Source organism: Acinetobacter sp. GSS19 (genome assembly GCF_028621895.1).
Classification (GTDB): domain Bacteria; phylum Pseudomonadota; class Gammaproteobacteria; order Pseudomonadales; family Moraxellaceae; genus Acinetobacter.
Genome location: NZ_CP117520.1, coordinates 1168739 through 1185626, shown reverse-complemented (window position 1 = coordinate 1185626; position 16888 = coordinate 1168739). Strand labels below are relative to the sequence as shown.

The 16888-nt window shown below is 46.5% G+C and carries 13 protein-coding genes; 9 read left to right on the top strand and 4 right to left on the bottom strand.

All coding sequences use genetic code 11. From position 1 onward, the window contains the following. Positions 1–33: 33 nt before the first annotated feature. Complete coding sequence (locus PGW99_RS05685; protein WP_273779248.1) at positions 34–1206, bottom strand: isovaleryl-CoA dehydrogenase; 1173 nt, start codon at positions 1204–1206, stop codon at positions 34–36. A 144-nt stretch (positions 1207–1350) separates the two neighbouring features. On the opposite strand from PGW99_RS05685, the gene PGW99_RS05680 reads away from it, so the two are divergent. The 4 genes from PGW99_RS05680 to PGW99_RS05665 all read left to right on the top strand — a co-directional run bounded on the left by PGW99_RS05680 (position 1351) and on the right by PGW99_RS05665 (position 5631). After that, positions 1351–1986: a TetR/AcrR family transcriptional regulator gene (locus tag PGW99_RS05680; RefSeq protein ID WP_273779247.1), complete on the top strand. Its 636-nt coding sequence runs from the start codon at positions 1351–1353 to the stop codon at positions 1984–1986. A 105-nt stretch (positions 1987–2091) separates the two neighbouring features. Further along, complete coding sequence (locus tag PGW99_RS05675; RefSeq protein WP_273779246.1) at positions 2092–3780, top strand: AMP-binding protein; 1689 nt, start codon at positions 2092–2094, stop codon at positions 3778–3780. Between the two features lie 107 nt (positions 3781–3887). Continuing rightward, positions 3888–4889, top strand: coding sequence for a biotin synthase BioB (bioB, locus tag PGW99_RS05670; protein WP_273779244.1), 1002 nt, complete (start codon positions 3888–3890; stop codon positions 4887–4889). Between the two features lie 61 nt (positions 4890–4950). Next, complete coding sequence (locus PGW99_RS05665) at positions 4951–5631, top strand: class I SAM-dependent methyltransferase (protein WP_273779243.1); 681 nt, start codon at positions 4951–4953, stop codon at positions 5629–5631. A 76-nt stretch (positions 5632–5707) separates the two neighbouring features. Here the strand turns inward: PGW99_RS05665 and PGW99_RS05660 are convergent, their stop codons facing one another. Both PGW99_RS05660 and ggt read right to left on the bottom strand, forming a co-directional pair. Further along, positions 5708–7237: a cryptochrome/photolyase family protein gene (locus tag PGW99_RS05660; protein WP_273779242.1), complete on the bottom strand. Its 1530-nt coding sequence runs from the start codon at positions 7235–7237 to the stop codon at positions 5708–5710. Between the two features lie 117 nt (positions 7238–7354). After that, the gene (gene ggt / locus PGW99_RS05655) at positions 7355–9097 is read right to left on the bottom strand and encodes a gamma-glutamyltransferase (RefSeq protein ID WP_273779241.1); all 1743 of its coding nucleotides are present in this window, start codon (positions 9095–9097) and stop codon (positions 7355–7357) included. 542 nt (positions 9098–9639) lie between these two features. Here ggt and lldP point away from each other — a divergent pair. The 5 genes from lldP (at position 9640) to PGW99_RS05630 (ending at position 16046) form a co-directional block, all read left to right on the top strand. Next, complete coding sequence (gene lldP, locus PGW99_RS05650; protein WP_273779240.1) at positions 9640–11310, top strand: L-lactate permease; 1671 nt, start codon at positions 9640–9642, stop codon at positions 11308–11310. Between the two features lie 21 nt (positions 11311–11331). After that, the gene (lldR, locus tag PGW99_RS05645) at positions 11332–12075 is read left to right on the top strand and encodes a transcriptional regulator LldR (RefSeq protein ID WP_273779239.1); all 744 of its coding nucleotides are present in this window, start codon (positions 11332–11334) and stop codon (positions 12073–12075) included. Between the two features lie 2 nt (positions 12076–12077). Continuing rightward, positions 12078–13232: an FMN-dependent L-lactate dehydrogenase LldD gene (gene lldD, locus PGW99_RS05640; protein WP_273779238.1), complete on the top strand. Its 1155-nt coding sequence runs from the start codon at positions 12078–12080 to the stop codon at positions 13230–13232. Between the two features lie 12 nt (positions 13233–13244). Then, positions 13245–14960, top strand: coding sequence for a D-lactate dehydrogenase (gene dld / locus PGW99_RS05635; RefSeq protein WP_273779237.1), 1716 nt, complete (start codon positions 13245–13247; stop codon positions 14958–14960). Positions 14961–15146: 186 nt separating this feature from the next. Next, positions 15147–16046 carry a LysR family transcriptional regulator gene (locus PGW99_RS05630; protein WP_273779236.1) on the top strand — a complete coding sequence of 300 codons (900 nt, stop codon included), beginning with the start codon at positions 15147–15149 and terminating at the stop codon, positions 16044–16046. Positions 16047–16143: 97 nt separating this feature from the next. On the opposite strand, the gene PGW99_RS05625 is transcribed toward PGW99_RS05630, so the two are convergent. Further along, entirely contained in the window at positions 16144–16551 is a 408-nt protein-coding gene (locus tag PGW99_RS05625) for a DoxX-like family protein (protein WP_443098212.1), read from the bottom strand. Positions 16552–16888 lie beyond the last annotated feature (337 nt).

The following is a 16888-nucleotide window of genomic DNA, read 5'->3' as shown; positions in this document are numbered from 1 at the left end:
AAACTTCCTTGTTATGTTCGTTGTTATCTGGAATTAAGCAGTTTCATTGAAAATTTCACGGCCAATCAGCATACGACGAATCTCGGAAGTACCGGCGCCAATTTCGTACAGTTTGGCATCACGCCAGAGACGGCCGGTATTGTATTCATTGATATACCCATTACCGCCCAAGGTCTGAATCGCTTCACCTGCCATCCAGGTAGCTTTTTCAGCTGCATACAAGATGGCACTGGCCGCATCTTTACGCAGACCACGGTCATGATCGACCTGGTCACAGGCTGCACCCACCGCATAAACCAAAGCTTTACAGGCCAACCAGGTCGAGTACATGTCGGCAATCTTGCCTTGCATTAACTGGAATTCACCGAGGGCTTGACCAAACTGTTTGCGGTCGTGAATGTACGGAATCACTTCATCCATACAGGCATCCATGATGCCCAGTGGACCTGCACTTAATACGGCACGTTCATAATCCAGGCCACTCATCAGGACTTTAACGCCATTGCCGATGCCACCAAGGACATTTTCCATTGGCACTTCAACATTATCGAAGAACAGGGGATAGGTATTCGAACCACGCATGCCAAGTTTGTCGAGGTGTGAACCATGACTAAAGCCCGGCATGTCTTTTTCAATCAGGAACGCGGTAATGCCTTTCGGACCCGCATTGATGTCGGTTTTGGCATACACCACCAGCACATCGGCATCACCACCATTGGTGATCCACATTTTTGAGCCATTGAGGATAAATTTGTCGCCTTTTTGCTCGGCACGCAGTTTCATGCTGACCACATCTGAACCGGCATTCGGTTCAGACATCGCAAGTGCACCCACGTATTCACCAGAAACCAGTTTCGGCAGGAAACGTTGTTTCTGTTCTTCATTACCATTTCGGTTAATTTGGTTCACACATAGGTTAGAATGCGCACCGTAAGACAAGGCAATCGCAGCAGATGCACGGGAAATTTCCTGCATCACAATAATATGGGCCAAATAACCAAGGTTGGTGCCGCCATACTCTTCGCTGACGGTCATACCGAGTAATCCCATGTCGCCAAATTTTTTCCAGAGGTGAGCCGGGAACAGGTTGTCATGATCCACTTGGCGGGCGATCGGTGCAATTTCCTTTGCGCAGAAAGCAGAAACCGAATCACGAAGCGCGATTAATGTTTCATCGAGACCGAAATTTAAGCTTTTTAGATTCATTTCTTGATTCATCCTGGGGGTTATATTTGTTGTCCATAAGCATTTTTGTTGTGCTTGATTTTTACAATACATATTTTTTTTGAAAAAGTGAACTAAAATTCACAAAATGATTTACAATTCATTTTAGCTAGTTGAGAATAAGCTATGAGCAGCTATAAACGATCGTCATTGATGCAAGAAAGAATGGAGCAGAATCGCAAAGCTATTTTGCAGTCTGCGCGTGAATTGATTGCTCAAGGAGGATTCAAGGATGCACAGATCCAAGCGATTGCTGAACGTGCTGGTGTCTCCAGTGGTTTGGTATACCGTTACTTTGAAAACAAAAGCCAAGTGCTGATTGAAGTGTTATCGGATGCGATTACCCTCGAGGTGCAGATTATTAATGCCATCGCGACGGGGCCGCTGGCACCGAAACAAAAATTGCACAAGGCAGTAACGGCGTTTGTGAAACGTGCATTGAATAGCCCTCAACTATCGTATTCACTCATGTTCGAGCCAGTTGATCCGGCAATTGAGCATGAGCGTTTTCGTAGTAAGCAGATCATTAAGCAGAGCATTAAAGAGATTCTTGCCGAAGGGAAAGTGACCGGTGAGTTCGGATTTGAGGATTTAAACACCGCAGCTTTATGCGTGGTCGGTGCCATGACTTTTGTGGTGATTGAACCTTTGAATCCTTCTCGTAATGTCATGTTTGATCCGTCTTACAGGGATTATTTTGTAAAACAGATCGCCGATTTTTGTGTAAATGCAGTCAGCGTACAGGAGGAAAATTCGATTTAACCAGCACAAAAGGGATTTGCGACTGTTTGGAAGATAGTCACGACAACAAAAAAATTAAAGTGCAGTAAAAAAACAGAATTACAAAGAATCAAGGAGAGTGATTCAATGACACAATTACGCTTAAGTTACGCCTACGGTGCAAGCAGTCAGCCTTTATTGGGTATGACCATTGGTGAGAAGTTCGATCAGGCTTGTCAGCAGTACGCGCAAAACGATGCAGTGGTCAGTGTGCACCAGAATAAGCGTTTGACCTATCAGGAGTTGCAGGCACAGGTGAATGCCTTTGCTTGTAGTCTGCTCAAATTAGGACTACGTAAAGGAGACCGTCTGGCGATTTGGTCTCCCAATTGTGTGGAATGGACAATTACCCAGTTTGCGGCTTTCAAAGCCGGTATTATTTTGGTCAACTTAAATCCTGCTTATAAAAGCAATGAGCTGGAATATGTGCTGAACAAAGTGTCGTGTAAAGGACTGGTCATTGATTCGCAATTTAAAAGCACCGATTACCAGGCGATTCTGACCAAACTGGCACCCGAGTTGCCACATGCAGCTAATAAAGTACTGTTTTCAGAACGCCTTCCGCATCTCAAACATGTGATCAAGATTGACCAGCAGGAACATCCAGGTATCCATCGCTTTGATGACCTGCTGGTCACCCCAAACCAGAAGCAGCTTGATGAGCTGGCCAGTATTGCCAATGAACTACAATTTGATGAAACCATCAATATCCAGTTCACTTCCGGCACCACGGGCAACCCGAAAGGTACCATGCTCACCCACAATAACATTTTGAATAATGGTTATTTTGTCGGTGAAGCCATTCATCTTAGCCCACAGGATCGTGTCTGTATTTCTGTGCCGCTATTCCATTGCTTTGGTATGGTGATGGGCAACCTGGCCTGTTTGACGCATGGTTCCACCATGGTTTATCCGGCGGCAGTGTTTAATCCGCTGGAAACCCTGAAAACTATTCAGCAAGAAAAATGTACGGCGGCCTATGGCGTTCCGACCATGTTTATTGCCATTTTGGAGCAGGAACGCTTTGACGAGTTCGATCTGTCCAGCTTGCGTACCGGTATTATGGCCGGTAGCCCATGCCCACGTGAAATCATGCAACGCGTGATGGAACGCATGCATATGTCAGAAATTACTATCTGCTATGGCATGACTGAAACCGCGCCAGTGAGTGCACAGACACATATCGATGATTCAGTAGAATGTCGTGTCGGTACGGTCGGACGCGTGCATCCGCATCTGGAAATCAAGATTGTGGATGAGCAGGGTAAAGTGGTGCCACGTGGCACACTCGGTGAACTCTGTGTACGTGGCTATTCGGTGATGCTGGGTTACTGGGAAGACGAAGACAAAACCAAAGAAGTTATCGACGTGGCGAAATGGATGCATACCGGTGATATCGCCGAAATGGATGAACAGGGTTTTGTCAAAATCAAGGGCCGGATCAAGGATATTGTGATTCGTGGCGGTGAAAACCTGTTCCCGAAAGAAATTGAAGATTTCCTCTATACCCATCCGGATGTCAGTGATGTACAGGTCATCGGTGTACCAGATGCACGTTATGGAGAAGAACTCTGTGCCTGCATTATCTTGCATGAACATCATAACTGCACTGAAGAAAGCATCCGCCGTTATTGTGCCGAGCATATCTCACACAATAAGGTACCACGTTATGTACGCTTCTTTACCGAGTTTCCAATGACCACTTCCGGCAAGGCACAAAAATTCAAGTTACGTGAATTGATGCGCAAGGAACTGAACCTGGAAGAGGTGGCATAACTCAGCCTCCAGCGTTCTTGAACGATCCCTTTATTTCTGTAGTCACCGCTACGGGGAATAAAGGGGGAGTCCAAGTATAGATAACAATAGAGATTCAAGGAATGAATATGCAGCGCCAAAATAACGGAACACGTAACGACTGGACACGTGAAGAAATCCAACAGCTTTATGAACAGCCTTTTCTGGATCTGCTGTTTCAGGCACAACAGGTGCATCGAGAACATTTCCAGCCGAATCAGATTCAGGTCAGCACCTTGCTTTCTATTAAAACCGGAAAATGCCCGGAAGATTGCAAGTACTGTTCGCAATCTGCGCATTATGATTCCAAGCTAGAAGCTGAAAAACGCATTGCGGTAGAAAAAGTCATTCAGGAAGCCCTGGCCGCCAAAGCTTCCGGTTCATCACGCTTTTGTATGGGTGCAGCCTGGCGTAATCCGCATGAACGCGATATGCCGTATGTGCTGGAAATGGTGAAAGAAGTCAAAGCCCTCGGACTGGAAACCTGTATGACTTTGGGCATGTTGAATGCGTCACAGGCGGAACGCCTGAAAGATGCCGGACTGGATTATTACAACCATAATCTGGATACTTCGCGTGAGTATTATTCTCATATCATCAGTACCCGCAGTTTTGATGACCGCCTCAATACTTTAGATCATGTGCGTCAGGCTGGACTGAAAGTTTGTAGTGGCGGCATTGTCGGCTTGGGTGAAAACCGTCAGGACCGCATTGGTCTGTTACATGAACTAGCCACACTGCCGATTCATCCGGAATCTGTGCCGATTAACATGTTGGTGCCGATTGAAGGTACACCACTGGCCGAGGTAGAGAAACTCGATGTTACAGAATGGATCCGCACCATTGCAGTGGCACGCATCCTGATGCCACAAAGTTATATCCGCCTCTCTGCTGGGCGTGAATCATTGAGTGATTCAGATCAGGCCCTGGCATTTATGGCCGGTGCCAATTCGCTGTTTTCGGGTGAAAAGCTTCTGACCACACCGAATAGTGGTGCAGGCCAGGACCAGCAATTATTCAAAAAATTAGGATTGCAAGTAGAAAAAGCTAGAACGACCATTTCTCAGCTTGCTGTTGACGCCATGGCTTAGATACAAGATATTATTTTTTAATCACTTATCTAAAAATATCTAGGCAATAGAGCAATAAAAAATGGCAAAAGATTTTGTGAATCCTAAAGTGGTGGACAGCTATGATGAGCATATCCGTAAACTGATCCCAGGCTATGAACTGATTCACCAGCAGGTCAACGCGATTTTGGAAAGTCGCCTTGAAGATAAAATGCATCCGCATATTTTAGTGGTGGGCTGTGGGACCGGTTATGAATTGCAGTATTTGCTGCAAAAGCATCCTTGCTGGCGTTTCACTGCGATTGATCCTTCGCTCACTATGCTGGAAAAAGCCAAACACGATATCGCCAAACAGCATGAACTGAAGCATGTGCGTTTTCTGCATGGCGATACCTCCGTGCTACACGAAGGCATGCAGTTTGACGCCGCGATTGCCATTCTGGTCGCACATTTTGTTCCGCATCAAGAAAAGCCGAAATTTTTTCAGGATATTGCCAAAACTCTGAAAAAAAATGCGCTGCTGATGACCTATGATCTGACTGAGGTAGAGCATCAAGACCAGTTACGTGCCTTGCAGTTACTGTGTCAGCATAATGGTTTAACCAGTGCACAAACCAGCAAAATGCTGGAACGTCTGGAAGATGATTTTGCGCTGGTCTCTTCAGCAGAATATGCTGCGCAGCTTAGTGAAGCCGGATTTGATCGGGTGCAGCCGTATATGCAGGTGATGAACTATCAGGGTTTTATGGCGGTGAAAGCCTAGCGCACCGTATGGGTAAAGAATAGATCATATGCCACCTTTTTGGGTGGCATTTTTATGCCGGAAGCAATGTGGTCGCCTATAAATCTTCAATATTTGCTAAAAGCTGTTCGGCATGCTGCAAAATGGCCTGTTTTTCCTCGGGTGGCATTCGCTCGAAACCTTGGTAAATCATGCGCATGCGCGGATTTGAATTCAGTTGTGCGGCATGGGGGTTCAGAAAATGCCAGTACAAGCTGTTAAAAGGACAACTGTCTTGTGCTGTCTTTGTCTTCACATTGTAATGACAATGTCGGCAATAATCCGACATTTTATGAATGTAATTGCCAGAAGCAGCATAAGGTTTACTGGCCATCAAGCCTGCATCAGCATAGAGCACCATGCCTAAAGTATTCGGTAGCTCGACCCATTCATAAGCATCGGCATACACAGACAGATACCATTGACAGACTTCTTCGGGATCCAATCCACTGAGCAAGGCAAAATTACCTGTCACCATCAGCCGCTGGATATGGTGAGCATAGGCATGCTGCAAGGTATTGCGTATAGCCTCTGCCATGCAGGCCATTTTGGTTTTTCCAGTCCAATAATAGCCAGGCAAAGGCCGCAAAGACTGTAAAGCGTTGAGCTGGGCGTATTCCGGCATTTTCAGCCAGTAAATGCCACGCACATATTCACGCCAACCTAAAATTTGCCGGATAAAACCTTCAACCGCATTTAACGGTGCATGCCCCTGCAAATACGCTGTCTCAGCAGCATCACAGACTTCACGTGGGGTGAGCAGACCACAATTCAGATAAGGCGAAAGGCGACTATGGAACAGATCATCCTCACCGTAAACCATGGCATCCTGATGATCACCAAAAGAAGGTAAAGCATGTTGAATAAAATGCGCCAGTGCCTGCAACGCCTGTTCACGCGTGGTGGCCCAACGAAAGGTTTCGATCTGCCCCGGATGATGGGCAAATTCTGTCTTGACCAGCTTCATCACGTCACGATCAATCTGGTCTTGTATAAAGGTCAGTGATGGTGGGAGAGCGGGTTGACCCGACCAGCGTTTGCGATTTTCACTATCATAGTTCCATTTTCCTCCGATCGGCTGGCCATCCTGCATCAGATAGCCGCTCTGCTTGCGCATCTCACGGTAAAAGTATTCCATGCGCAGGCTTTTATATTTGCTGGCCCAAATTCGGAATTGTTGCAAGCTGCAAAAGAAACGATCATCTTCTAGGCAGTGCACCGGAATGCCTAAAGTCTTGCTCCAGTGCTGTTCGATCTGTTGTTGTAAACGGTATTCTCCGCTCTGGGTGATCAGCAAGGCATCAGCGGCATAGCGTTGCTGTTGATGCTGGACAAAATCCAGCAGGCTTTGGATAGGACTTTCTCGGTTAAAGACCTGATAACGGATTTTCCAGCCTTGTGCTCTGAGTTCCTTGGCAAAATGGCGCATGGCACTAAAAATCAGCGCGATTTTTTGCGGATGGTGTGGCACGTAACTCGCTTCTTCCAGCACCTCGGCCATTAAAATCACATCCTGACTGCGGTCCAGATGTTTTAAAGTCGCCAGTTGATGACTGAGTTGATCACCGAGAATTAAACCAAAGCGCATGATGATCTAACCCTTCCATTTTTTATGCAGGTTTGCATCTTAGAAAGGGAGCAGTCAAATTTCTGTGAATATATTTTTGGCTCAGAACAAACCAATGAGGTTTGTTACTGTTCAGCCTTAATATCCGACCGTTGCTCCATCCGGATTACGCGGATCAGAATAGCCATAGATGCCATCTGGCAGAATTTGGATGGTCTGGGTTCTGCCCATGGTGGACTTCTGCACAATCTTATGACCTTTTTGTTTTAATAATTCGAGGGTGTCGGCACTGATGCCTTTTTCTACACGAGTTTCATCCGGTAACCACTGGTGATGAATCCGTGGTGCCGCCGCCGCTTCAGCCGGATTCATCTGAAAATCGATGGTATTGATCAGGGTTAGTAGCACGGTACTGATAATTCGGGAGCCTCCCGGACTGCCGGTGACCAGCCAGGCTTTCTGGTCTTTTAACACGATGGTGGGGGTCATTGAGGATAGTGGACGTTTTCTGGGGACAATCGCATTGGCATCTCCACCAATCAGGCCAAAGGCATTTGGCTCACCATTTTTGGCTGAAAAATCATCCATTTCATTGTTGAGTAAAATGCCGGTACCGGCCGCAACAATGCCACTGCCAAAATTAAAATTCAGGGTATAAGTCACTGAAACCGCATTGCCGTGTTGATCGACCACAGAATAATGTGTGGTTTGGTCACTTTCATAAGGCAGAGGATTGGCCGGGTGAATGTGACTCGATGGTGTGGCATGTTCAGCTGAAATGCGTTTCGCTAAAGTCTGGGCATAGCGCTTTGAACTGAGGCCCTTCACAGGCACATGCACAAAATCAGGGTCTCCCAGATATTGAGACCGGTCGGCATAGGCCAGTTTCATGCTTTCGGTCAGATAATGCAGGGTCTGGGCACTATTTGCTCCCCATTGCTGTAGCGGAAACTGTTCCAGAATGTTCAGCATCTGCACCAGATGTACACCGCCGGAACTTGGCGGCGGCATGGTGACAATCTGATAGCCTTTATAATTGCCCATGATGGGCTGACGTTCGACAACTTTATAGGCGCGCAGATCACTTTTTTGCATGATGCCCTGATGGTCTTGGATTTGTCCAATGATTTTTCCGCCAATTTCTCCGCGATAAAACATGCGGCTACCCTGTTGACTGATTAAACGCAGTGAATGCGCCAAATCCTGCTGAACCAAACGCTCGCCATAGCGTAAAGGCCGATCCTCTTGAAAGAAAATAGCGCGTGAACTAGGCCATTTGCCTAATTTCTCTTGAGCTGCATTCAGCATTTTGGCCAAAGAATGGCTGACCGGAATGCCATGTTCTGCCAGTTGAATTGCGGGGGCGATCACTTCCGAGAGGGGCAGGCTGCCCCATTTTTTCAGGGCATATTCCAGACCCGCGACTGTACCAGGTACACCAATGGCATCATGTGAATACAGCGATTTTCCGGCAATAATGTTGCCATTTTCATCGAGAAACATATTCCGTGACGCATGACGCGGAGCCATTTCACGAAAATCCAGCGCAATATTTTGACCCGACTGGCTATCATGCAGCACCAGAAAACCGCCACCGCCCAGATTACCGGCATGCGGTAAGACCACTGCCAGGGCAAATCCAACGGCAACGGCGGCATCGACTGCATTGCCACCGCGTTTCAGAATGTCCAGACCGACCTGGCTGGCAATAGCATGTTCGGAGGCCACCATGCCATTTTGCGCCCGAACCGGATGGAAAATCTCATTGTCATAGTCATAACTGCTGAGTGTTGCCTGATTGACCGTCGTATTTGCAAATAGTTCAGCGGAGAGACAAATCAGCGTAGCCAGGCTGAGTTTAAGTGCAAAACGGATGAGCATAGTAATTCTCAAGCAAACGAACAGTCGAAGCCACAAAGGATAGTGTGCCATTCAAAGGCACGATTTGTGGGGGTGCCAAGTATACGCTGAAATCCAGATCGGCTTATGAAACTCAAATAAAAAGAAGAAAACCAGTCACTCGAAATGAGAATTCACTCACATAAGCACAATTGCTAGAAGGAATGTTTAGGACTTAATTTCACAAAGGTTGATCTGAAAAGATCGAATACTGAGGTTTATTCGACTAAAGTTGTAGTTTATCGATCTATGAAGATTGATCAGCGAAAAAAACAAATAAAAACAAGAATTAATTTTCAAGGTTTTTCGACTGCTGCAAGATTTTATATGAGTAATTTCTTGATAATTGGTACGACCAATAATAAATTAATCAGACCAATATTGATCTTTTATTTGGCTAATCCTACTATAAAAACGTTTTTAACAAGTTTAATTCAAATTAAAACTTATATTGGTCTGACCAAAATTGCGATTTCTATGAAGGCGCAGACCACTATCAACGTCTTAGTGAGCATTTCAAGGAGATGACAATGCTTCAACATTGGCAGCAGATTTATGATCCGATGGGCAATATCTGGATTTCCAGTTTGGTCGCCCTGATTCCGATTATCTTTTTCTTTCTGGCGCTGGCCGTTTTTCGCTTAAAAGGCAGCGTGGCAGGGACGATTACCGTGGTACTGGCCTTACTGGTTTCACTCTTTGCTTACCAGATGCCATCCATGATGGCCTTTGCTTCCCTGATCTATGGCTTCTTTTATGGGCTATGGCCAATCGCCTGGATCATTATCGGTGCGGTATTTCTCTACAAGATTTCGGTAAAAACCGGACAGTTTGACATTATCCGTTCCTCGATTTTATCGATTACCGAAGACCAACGTTTGCAAATGCTGTTGGTGGGTTTTGCTTTCGGAACATTTTTGGAAGGCGCGGCGGGTTTTGGTGCACCGGTGGCGATTACCGCCGCATTGTTGGTTGGTTTAGGCTTTAAACCGCTGTATGCAGCAGGTCTATGCCTGATTGTGAATACCGCACCGGTGGCCTTTGGTGCCATGGGGATTCCGATTATTGTGGCGGGGCAGGTGTCCGGTGTGGAGACCATGGAAATCAGCCAGATGGTCGGCCGTCAGTTACCGTTTATGGTGCCAATTGTCTTGTTCTGGATTATGGCGATCATGGATGGCTGGCGTGGGGTGAAAGAAACCTGGCCTGCGGTGCTGGTCGGTGGTGGTGCTTTCGCGATTGCACAATATCTCACCTCTAACTTTGTAGGGCCTGAACTACCAGATATTACTGCCGCGATTGCTTCACTAGTGAGCTTAACCATCCTGTTTAAATTCTGGCAGCCAAAACACATCTTCCGCTTCAGTGATCAAGATGCCAATGTCGATGCCAACCTTGCAGCGCAAAAGCAGACCAAATATAGCTTGGCTCAAATTGCCAAAGCCTGGTCTCCATTCATGATCTTAACCGTGATGGTCACCATCTGGAGTATCAAGCCGTTTAAAGATCTATTCGCCAAAGATGGAGCACTGCATGACATGGTGATTGCGATCAAGGTGCCTTATCTGCATCAACTGGTTCAGAAAATGCCACCGGTCGTGCCACAAGTGAAAGATTATGACGCGATCTATAAGTTTGACTGGTTCTCTGCCACCGGTACGGCGATCATTATTGCGGCGATCATCACCATTATTTTCCTGAAAATGAAGCCGCTTGAGGCGGTGAAAACCTTCGGTGAAACCCTGAATGAGTTAAAAACCCCGATTTATTCCATCGGCATGGTATTGGCTTTTGCCTTTATCGCAAACTATTCAGGCATGTCGGCGACCTTGGCGCTAGCCTTGGCACATACTGGCGATGCTTTTACCTTCTTCTCGCCATTTCTGGGCTGGATCGGGGTATTCCTGACCGGATCGGATACATCCGCGAATGCCTTGTTTGCCGCGTTACAAGCCACCACGGCTCAGCAGATTGGGGTGCCGGAGGTACTTCTGGTGGCAGCCAATACCAGTGGTGGTGTCACCGGCAAGATGATTTCTCCACAGTCAATTGCGATTGCCTGTGCGGCGGTGGGTCTGGTGGGTAAAGAATCTGATCTGTTCCGTTTCACTGTTAAACACAGTATAACGTTCACGATTATGATGGGTATTATGATTACCTTACAGGCTTATGTGTTCCCGTGGATGATTCCATAACACGCAATTGAGGACGGCAGGATGAAAGTTTCCGACAAAGTAGTACAAAACCTTCGCATGTTAATTGAACAAAGCAATATGCAGGTCGGAGACCGTTTGCCTGCCGAACGCAAACTCGCTGAACAACTCGGTGTTTCCCGCTCTTCTTTACGTGAGGCCATTCAACAATTGACCAGTCAGGGCATGCTGGTCAGTAAAGTTGGAGCGGGAACTTATTTACAGCAATTGCCGACCAACTGGTCGCAGCATCAGATTGTACAGCCGCTGAGCAACCTGATTGATGAAGATCCAGCCTACCGTTTTGATGTACAGGAAGCCCGTATCATTCTGGAAGGTGGAACTGCCTGGTATGCCGCGCAACGCGCGACACCGGAGGATGTGAGCAAGATTCGTCATTATTATCAACAGATCTCGCATTTTCAGTCGATGGGTGATGATGATCAGGCCGCGATTGCCGATGCCAAATTTCATCTGGCGATTGCCGAGGCTTCGCACAATCTGGTGCTGATCCAGATGATGCGCGGGCTGTTTGATCTGTTGCAATACAACGTGGTTCTCGGTCGACGCAAAGTCTACTCGGAAGCACACCGTTATGATCAATTGCGTGACCAGCACCAGCAGGTGATGGAGGCGATTGAACAGCAGGACCCGGAGGCGGCACGTGCAGCCGTTTGTGGTCATATTGAATTTGTCGTTCAACAAGTACGTATGATTGATGAGGAAGATGCCCGTCGTCAGCGTGCGAGTCGATTAAACAGGATATAAGCATGATTATTTCTTCTGCGAATGACTATCGCGAAGCGGCAAAACGCCGTTTACCCCCATTCTTGTTTCACTATATCGATGGCGGTGCTTATGCCGAATATACCCTGAAGCGTAATGTAGAAGATCTATCCAAAATCGCGTTAAGACAGCGTGTGCTCAATGACATGTCTGAATTAAGTCTGGAAACCAAGTTATTTGATGAAACTCTGTCGATGCCGGTCGCACTTTCGCCGGTCGGTTTGACCGGCATGTATGCCCGCCGTGGCGAGGTACAGGCTGCCGTGGCTGCCGACAAGAAAGGTATTCCATTTACTTTATCGACGGTTTCAGTCTGCCCGATTGAAGAAGTCGCGCCGGCTATTCAACGTCCGATGTGGTTTCAGCTCTACGTATTGCGTGATCGCGGCTTTATGAAAAATGCCCTTGAGCGTGCTAAAGCTGCGGGTTGTTCAACCCTGGTGTTTACCGTGGATATGCCGGTGCCGGGTGCACGTTACCGCGATGCCCATTCCGGCATGAGTGGTCCAAATGCCGCCATGCGCCGTTATTTACAGTCCTGCATGCACCCGCACTGGGCCTGGAATGTCGGGCTGATGGGGCGTCCACATGACTTGGGCAATATCTCGAAATATCTGGGTAAACCGACCGGGCTGGAAGATTATATTGGCTGGTTGGGAAGCAACTTTGACCCCTCCATTTCATGGAAAGATCTGGAATGGATCCGTGAATTCTGGGATGGCCCGATGGTCATCAAAGGTATTTTGGATCCTGAAGATGCCAAAGATGCAGTACGTTTTGGTGCCGATGGCATTGTGGTCTCCAATCACGGCGGTCGTCAGCTGGATGGGGTGCTTTCGACGACACGTGCCTTGCCCCCGATTGCCGATGCGGTGAAAGGTGATCTGAAAATTCTGGTGGATTCCGGTATCCGTAATGGTCTGGACGTGGTGCGTATGCTGGCGATGGGTGCAGACACCTGTATGCTGGGACGCGCTTTTGTCTATGCCTTGGGTGCTGCGGGTGGTGAGGGTGTGAGTAACTTGCTGAACCTGATCGATAAGGAAATGCGTGTGGCCATGACCCTGACCGGCGCGAAAACCATTGCAGACATTACTTCCGACTGTCTGGTCAAGCTTGATCGTGAATTGCGAGACTAGGAGTGAAGTGCCATGCAGGACTATTCTCAAACGCCCGCTGCATTTGATGAGCAAAAAGTTTTAAAACAGCTAACAGAGATTGTGGGTAAAACCCATGTCCTGACGGAGGATGCCGATACACGCCTGTACCGTCAGGGACGTCGTTTTGGTGAAGGCAAGGTACTGGCCGTGGTTGCACCGGGTTCTTTACTTGAACAATGGCAGGTCTTGCAGGTGGCGGTTGATGCGGACTGTATCGTGATTATGCAGGCTGCCAATACCGGCCTCACCGGTGGCTCAACACCGTATGGGGAGGATTACGACCGTCCGGTGATTTTAATCAGTACACGCCGGTTGGCAGGCATTCAACTGATTGATGAGGCCAGACAGGTGATCTGCTTGCCCGGTGCAACACTCGATACTCTGGAAAAACAGCTGGCGCCGTATCAGCGTGAACCGCATTCGGTGATTGGTTCATCCTGTATCGGCGCTTCAGTATTGGGTGGCGTGTGCAACAACTCGGGTGGCGCTCTGGTCCGTCGTGGTCCCGCCTATACCGAACTGGCACTGTATGCACGGGTGAATGATCAAGGACAGCTTGAACTGGTCAACCATCTCGGTATTGATTTGGGCAATTCGCCAGAAGAGATTCTATCCAGATTGGAGCAGCAGCAGTATCAGGCGACGGATATCCGCTTTGACCACAACTGTTGTGCATCCGATCAGCGTTATGCCCAGGATGTAAAACAGGTCGATGCCAACACACCCGCCCGCTTTAATGCTGATCCATCACGTCTGTATGAAGCATCCGGTTCCGCTGGAAAAATCTGTGTCTTTGCCGTGCGTCTGGATACTTTTGAAAAAATCCCGAGCCAGGTCTTTTACATTGGTACCAACGCGCAGGATGATCTCACTGAAATCCGCCGTTTTTTGCTCGCCGATTTACCACGATTGCCGATCGCTGGAGAGTATATCCATCGTGTAGCCTATGACATTGGTGCCGAATATGGCAAAGACACCTTCATGTTTATTGAAAAATTCGGTACGGCACGGGTTCCCGCGGCCTTTGCCATGAAAGACAAGGTCGATGGTTACCTGGAAAAATTTGGCATGAAAGGCCTGTCTGACAAGCTTCTGCAAATTGTCACCAAACTGCTACCGAACCATTTACCGAAACGCATGAATGAATTTCGGGATTTATATGAGCATCACCTTATTCTGCGAATCGAACATCAGGATGTTGAGCAGGTGAATCAGTTCTTGGCGAGTTATTTTAAGCAGCATCCGACGGGTCAACACTTCCTGTGCAGTGAAGATGAAGGACGCAAGGCCTTTTTGCACCGCTTTGCGGTGGCTGGCGCAGCGATTCGTTATCGTGATACCCACCGCGGTGAAGTGGAAGATATCGTGGCTTTGGACATTGCGCTACGCCGTAATGACCGCCAGTGGGTGGAGTGTCTACCGCCTGAGATGAACCAGCAGATCATTCACAAACTGTATTATGGTCATTTCCTCTGTCATGTGTTCCATCAAGACTATATCGTGAAAAAAGGGGTAGACCCTTTGGAAATGGAACATCAGATGTGGCATTTGCTGGATGATCGGGGTGCAGAATATCCGGCTGAGCATAATGTAGGACATTTATATGTGGCTAAACCCGCGCTCAAGCAGCATTACCAGAAACTTGATCCCACCAACAGTTTCAATGTCGGGATTGGCCAAACCTCGAAACTGAAATACTGGAAATAGCCAGATTACCGCAATCAACGCTTGAAACTTGCTCCATAAACAATGGAATTATGTTTAAATAAGAGGAGTTAGAAAGACCAGTTCATTCCTTGGCCTTGACCCAACATTCTTATGGATACAAGCCCATTATCTTGGCTTGTATCGTGAACTTTGCATCAAACATATTGTAATTAGGGAATGATTGCGATGTTTAAACTAGACAGTAAACTCCTTGAGATTTTTTATTATATTTACAAATATAAGAATGTCTCGGCAGCGGCTGAAACTTTGGGGATGAGTCAGCCGGCGGTGAGTAACTGTCTAAATAAAATCAGAACGCATTTTAATGACCCGCTGTTTTTGCGGGTCGGCAATGAAATGGTGCCTACTGAGTTGGCCAAACAGTTGTTTTCACCCATCAGTGAGATCATTGGTAAACTGGAAATCGTCAATAATTTCAAGGTGGATTTTGATCCGAGTCATTCAGAGCAGCTGTTTACCATCGCGATGACCGATGTTTCGCATCTGGTTTTACTACCGAAGCTTACCAAATACCTCAAACAGCATGCGCCGTCTATTCGTTTGAAAGTGCGTCCGATCAGCCGGGAAACCAGCTATCAGATGTCAAATGGTGAGATTGATCTGGCGGTGGGATTTTTACCTGAATTCGAGCAGGGTTTTTACCAGCAGCAACTCTTTTCTCAATATTATGTCGTGATTAGCCGTAAGGATCATCCGCGGATTCAGTCCGAATATCTGGATATTGAAACCTACATTCAAGAGTCTCATGTCGATGTGGATACCAGTATCGGTCATTACCATATTGAAAATGAACTGATCAAAAGGGGACTGAAACGTAATATCCTGATGACTTTACCGAGTTATCTCGGCGTCGGTCTGGTGGTACAAGAAACCGATGCGATTGCAACAATTCCTTATTATCTCAGTGAGGTTTTACTTTCACGGGGTAATCTGAAAATATTACAGGCACCGTTAGATTTCCCAACCTATCCGGTTCGTCAGTATTGGCATACCTCTTGCCATCACCAAAGCAGTAACCAGTGGCTGAGAAAAGTCATTTTTGATTTATTTAGTGAATTGCCATAAAAACTCAGCATTTCCCAAATTCTCTTTGCATGTGCGGTTCTATAAACAAAGATTGAATAAGTAATTTCATAATTTTATTGTGAACTTTTTGAAAATCTTAAGCTGAATGGCGATTTTTAATTCTTTGTAAAAGCTGGATCGCCACGATTGACAACACCATCATGGCAACATTCATGATGACCGGGTTGAAAGCATTGGTTAACTGTAAGGGATCCACAACCATCACCAACAACAAGAGGGTGCCCAACCCGAGAATATTAAGCTGATGTGGAAGAATCGCTTTCCTCCACATCAAGAATACACAGCCAAATAAAATTTCCAATACGCCAGACACCATGACTCCAATTTGCGCGCTCGCTAAATCAAAACCAACGAATTGCCAGATTTGAAGTTCAGAAGGCGAACGTAGTAACAGTTTGGGAACAAGCCCCTGATAAATCCACATTAAGGCTAAAGCTGTCTGGATAAACTGCAAAGGTCGATTTAATTTTTGCTGAAGATTCACGAGTGGTAATAAAAAGAATTGCAAATCAGATGAATGATTTTAACTCAATTAAAAGAGGGAATGCTTTCCTAAACTTCATCTCTCTATCTAAATCCTTACCTGTTGATCTGTATGGGAAAAAAGTTTGCACTTGGCGGATTTTCTTTTTACAGCATTTTTTAATGAAAAAGCGTATGAACTCTAACTGCTTATTTCAGTCTTCAGTTTTTAATAACTAAGTTATTGAATATAAAAAATAATTACAAATATTAGACTAAAGACTATTTATTATTGTTAACAATAAAATTGATTTAATGCCGGAATATGGCTATAAAATCGATAAACCATCAAAGATTGT

What these genes read in the sequence shown, in the direction of transcription:
- PGW99_RS05660 (WP_273779242.1), bottom strand. Translation starts at nt 7,237, where the DNA reads ATGCGCTTTGGTTTAATTCTCGGTGATCAACTCAGTCATCAACTGGCG.
- lldP (WP_273779240.1), top strand. Translation starts at nt 9,640, where the DNA reads ATGACAATGCTTCAACATTGGCAGCAGATTTATGATCCGATGGGCAAT.
- PGW99_RS05685 (WP_273779248.1), bottom strand. Translation starts at nt 1,206, where the DNA reads ATGAATCTAAAAAGCTTAAATTTCGGTCTCGATGAAACATTAATCGCG.
- PGW99_RS05680 (WP_273779247.1), top strand. Translation starts at nt 1,351, where the DNA reads ATGAGCAGCTATAAACGATCGTCATTGATGCAAGAAAGAATGGAGCAG.
- ggt (WP_273779241.1), bottom strand. Translation starts at nt 9,097, where the DNA reads ATGCTCATCCGTTTTGCACTTAAACTCAGCCTGGCTACGCTGATTTGT.
- PGW99_RS05665 (WP_273779243.1), top strand. Translation starts at nt 4,951, where the DNA reads ATGGCAAAAGATTTTGTGAATCCTAAAGTGGTGGACAGCTATGATGAG.
- bioB (WP_273779244.1), top strand. Translation starts at nt 3,888, where the DNA reads ATGCAGCGCCAAAATAACGGAACACGTAACGACTGGACACGTGAAGAA.
- lldR (WP_273779239.1), top strand. Translation starts at nt 11,332, where the DNA reads ATGAAAGTTTCCGACAAAGTAGTACAAAACCTTCGCATGTTAATTGAA.
- PGW99_RS05675 (WP_273779246.1), top strand. Translation starts at nt 2,092, where the DNA reads ATGACACAATTACGCTTAAGTTACGCCTACGGTGCAAGCAGTCAGCCT.
- dld (WP_273779237.1), top strand. Translation starts at nt 13,245, where the DNA reads ATGCAGGACTATTCTCAAACGCCCGCTGCATTTGATGAGCAAAAAGTT.
- lldD (WP_273779238.1), top strand. Translation starts at nt 12,078, where the DNA reads ATGATTATTTCTTCTGCGAATGACTATCGCGAAGCGGCAAAACGCCGT.
- PGW99_RS05630 (WP_273779236.1), top strand. Translation starts at nt 15,147, where the DNA reads ATGTTTAAACTAGACAGTAAACTCCTTGAGATTTTTTATTATATTTAC.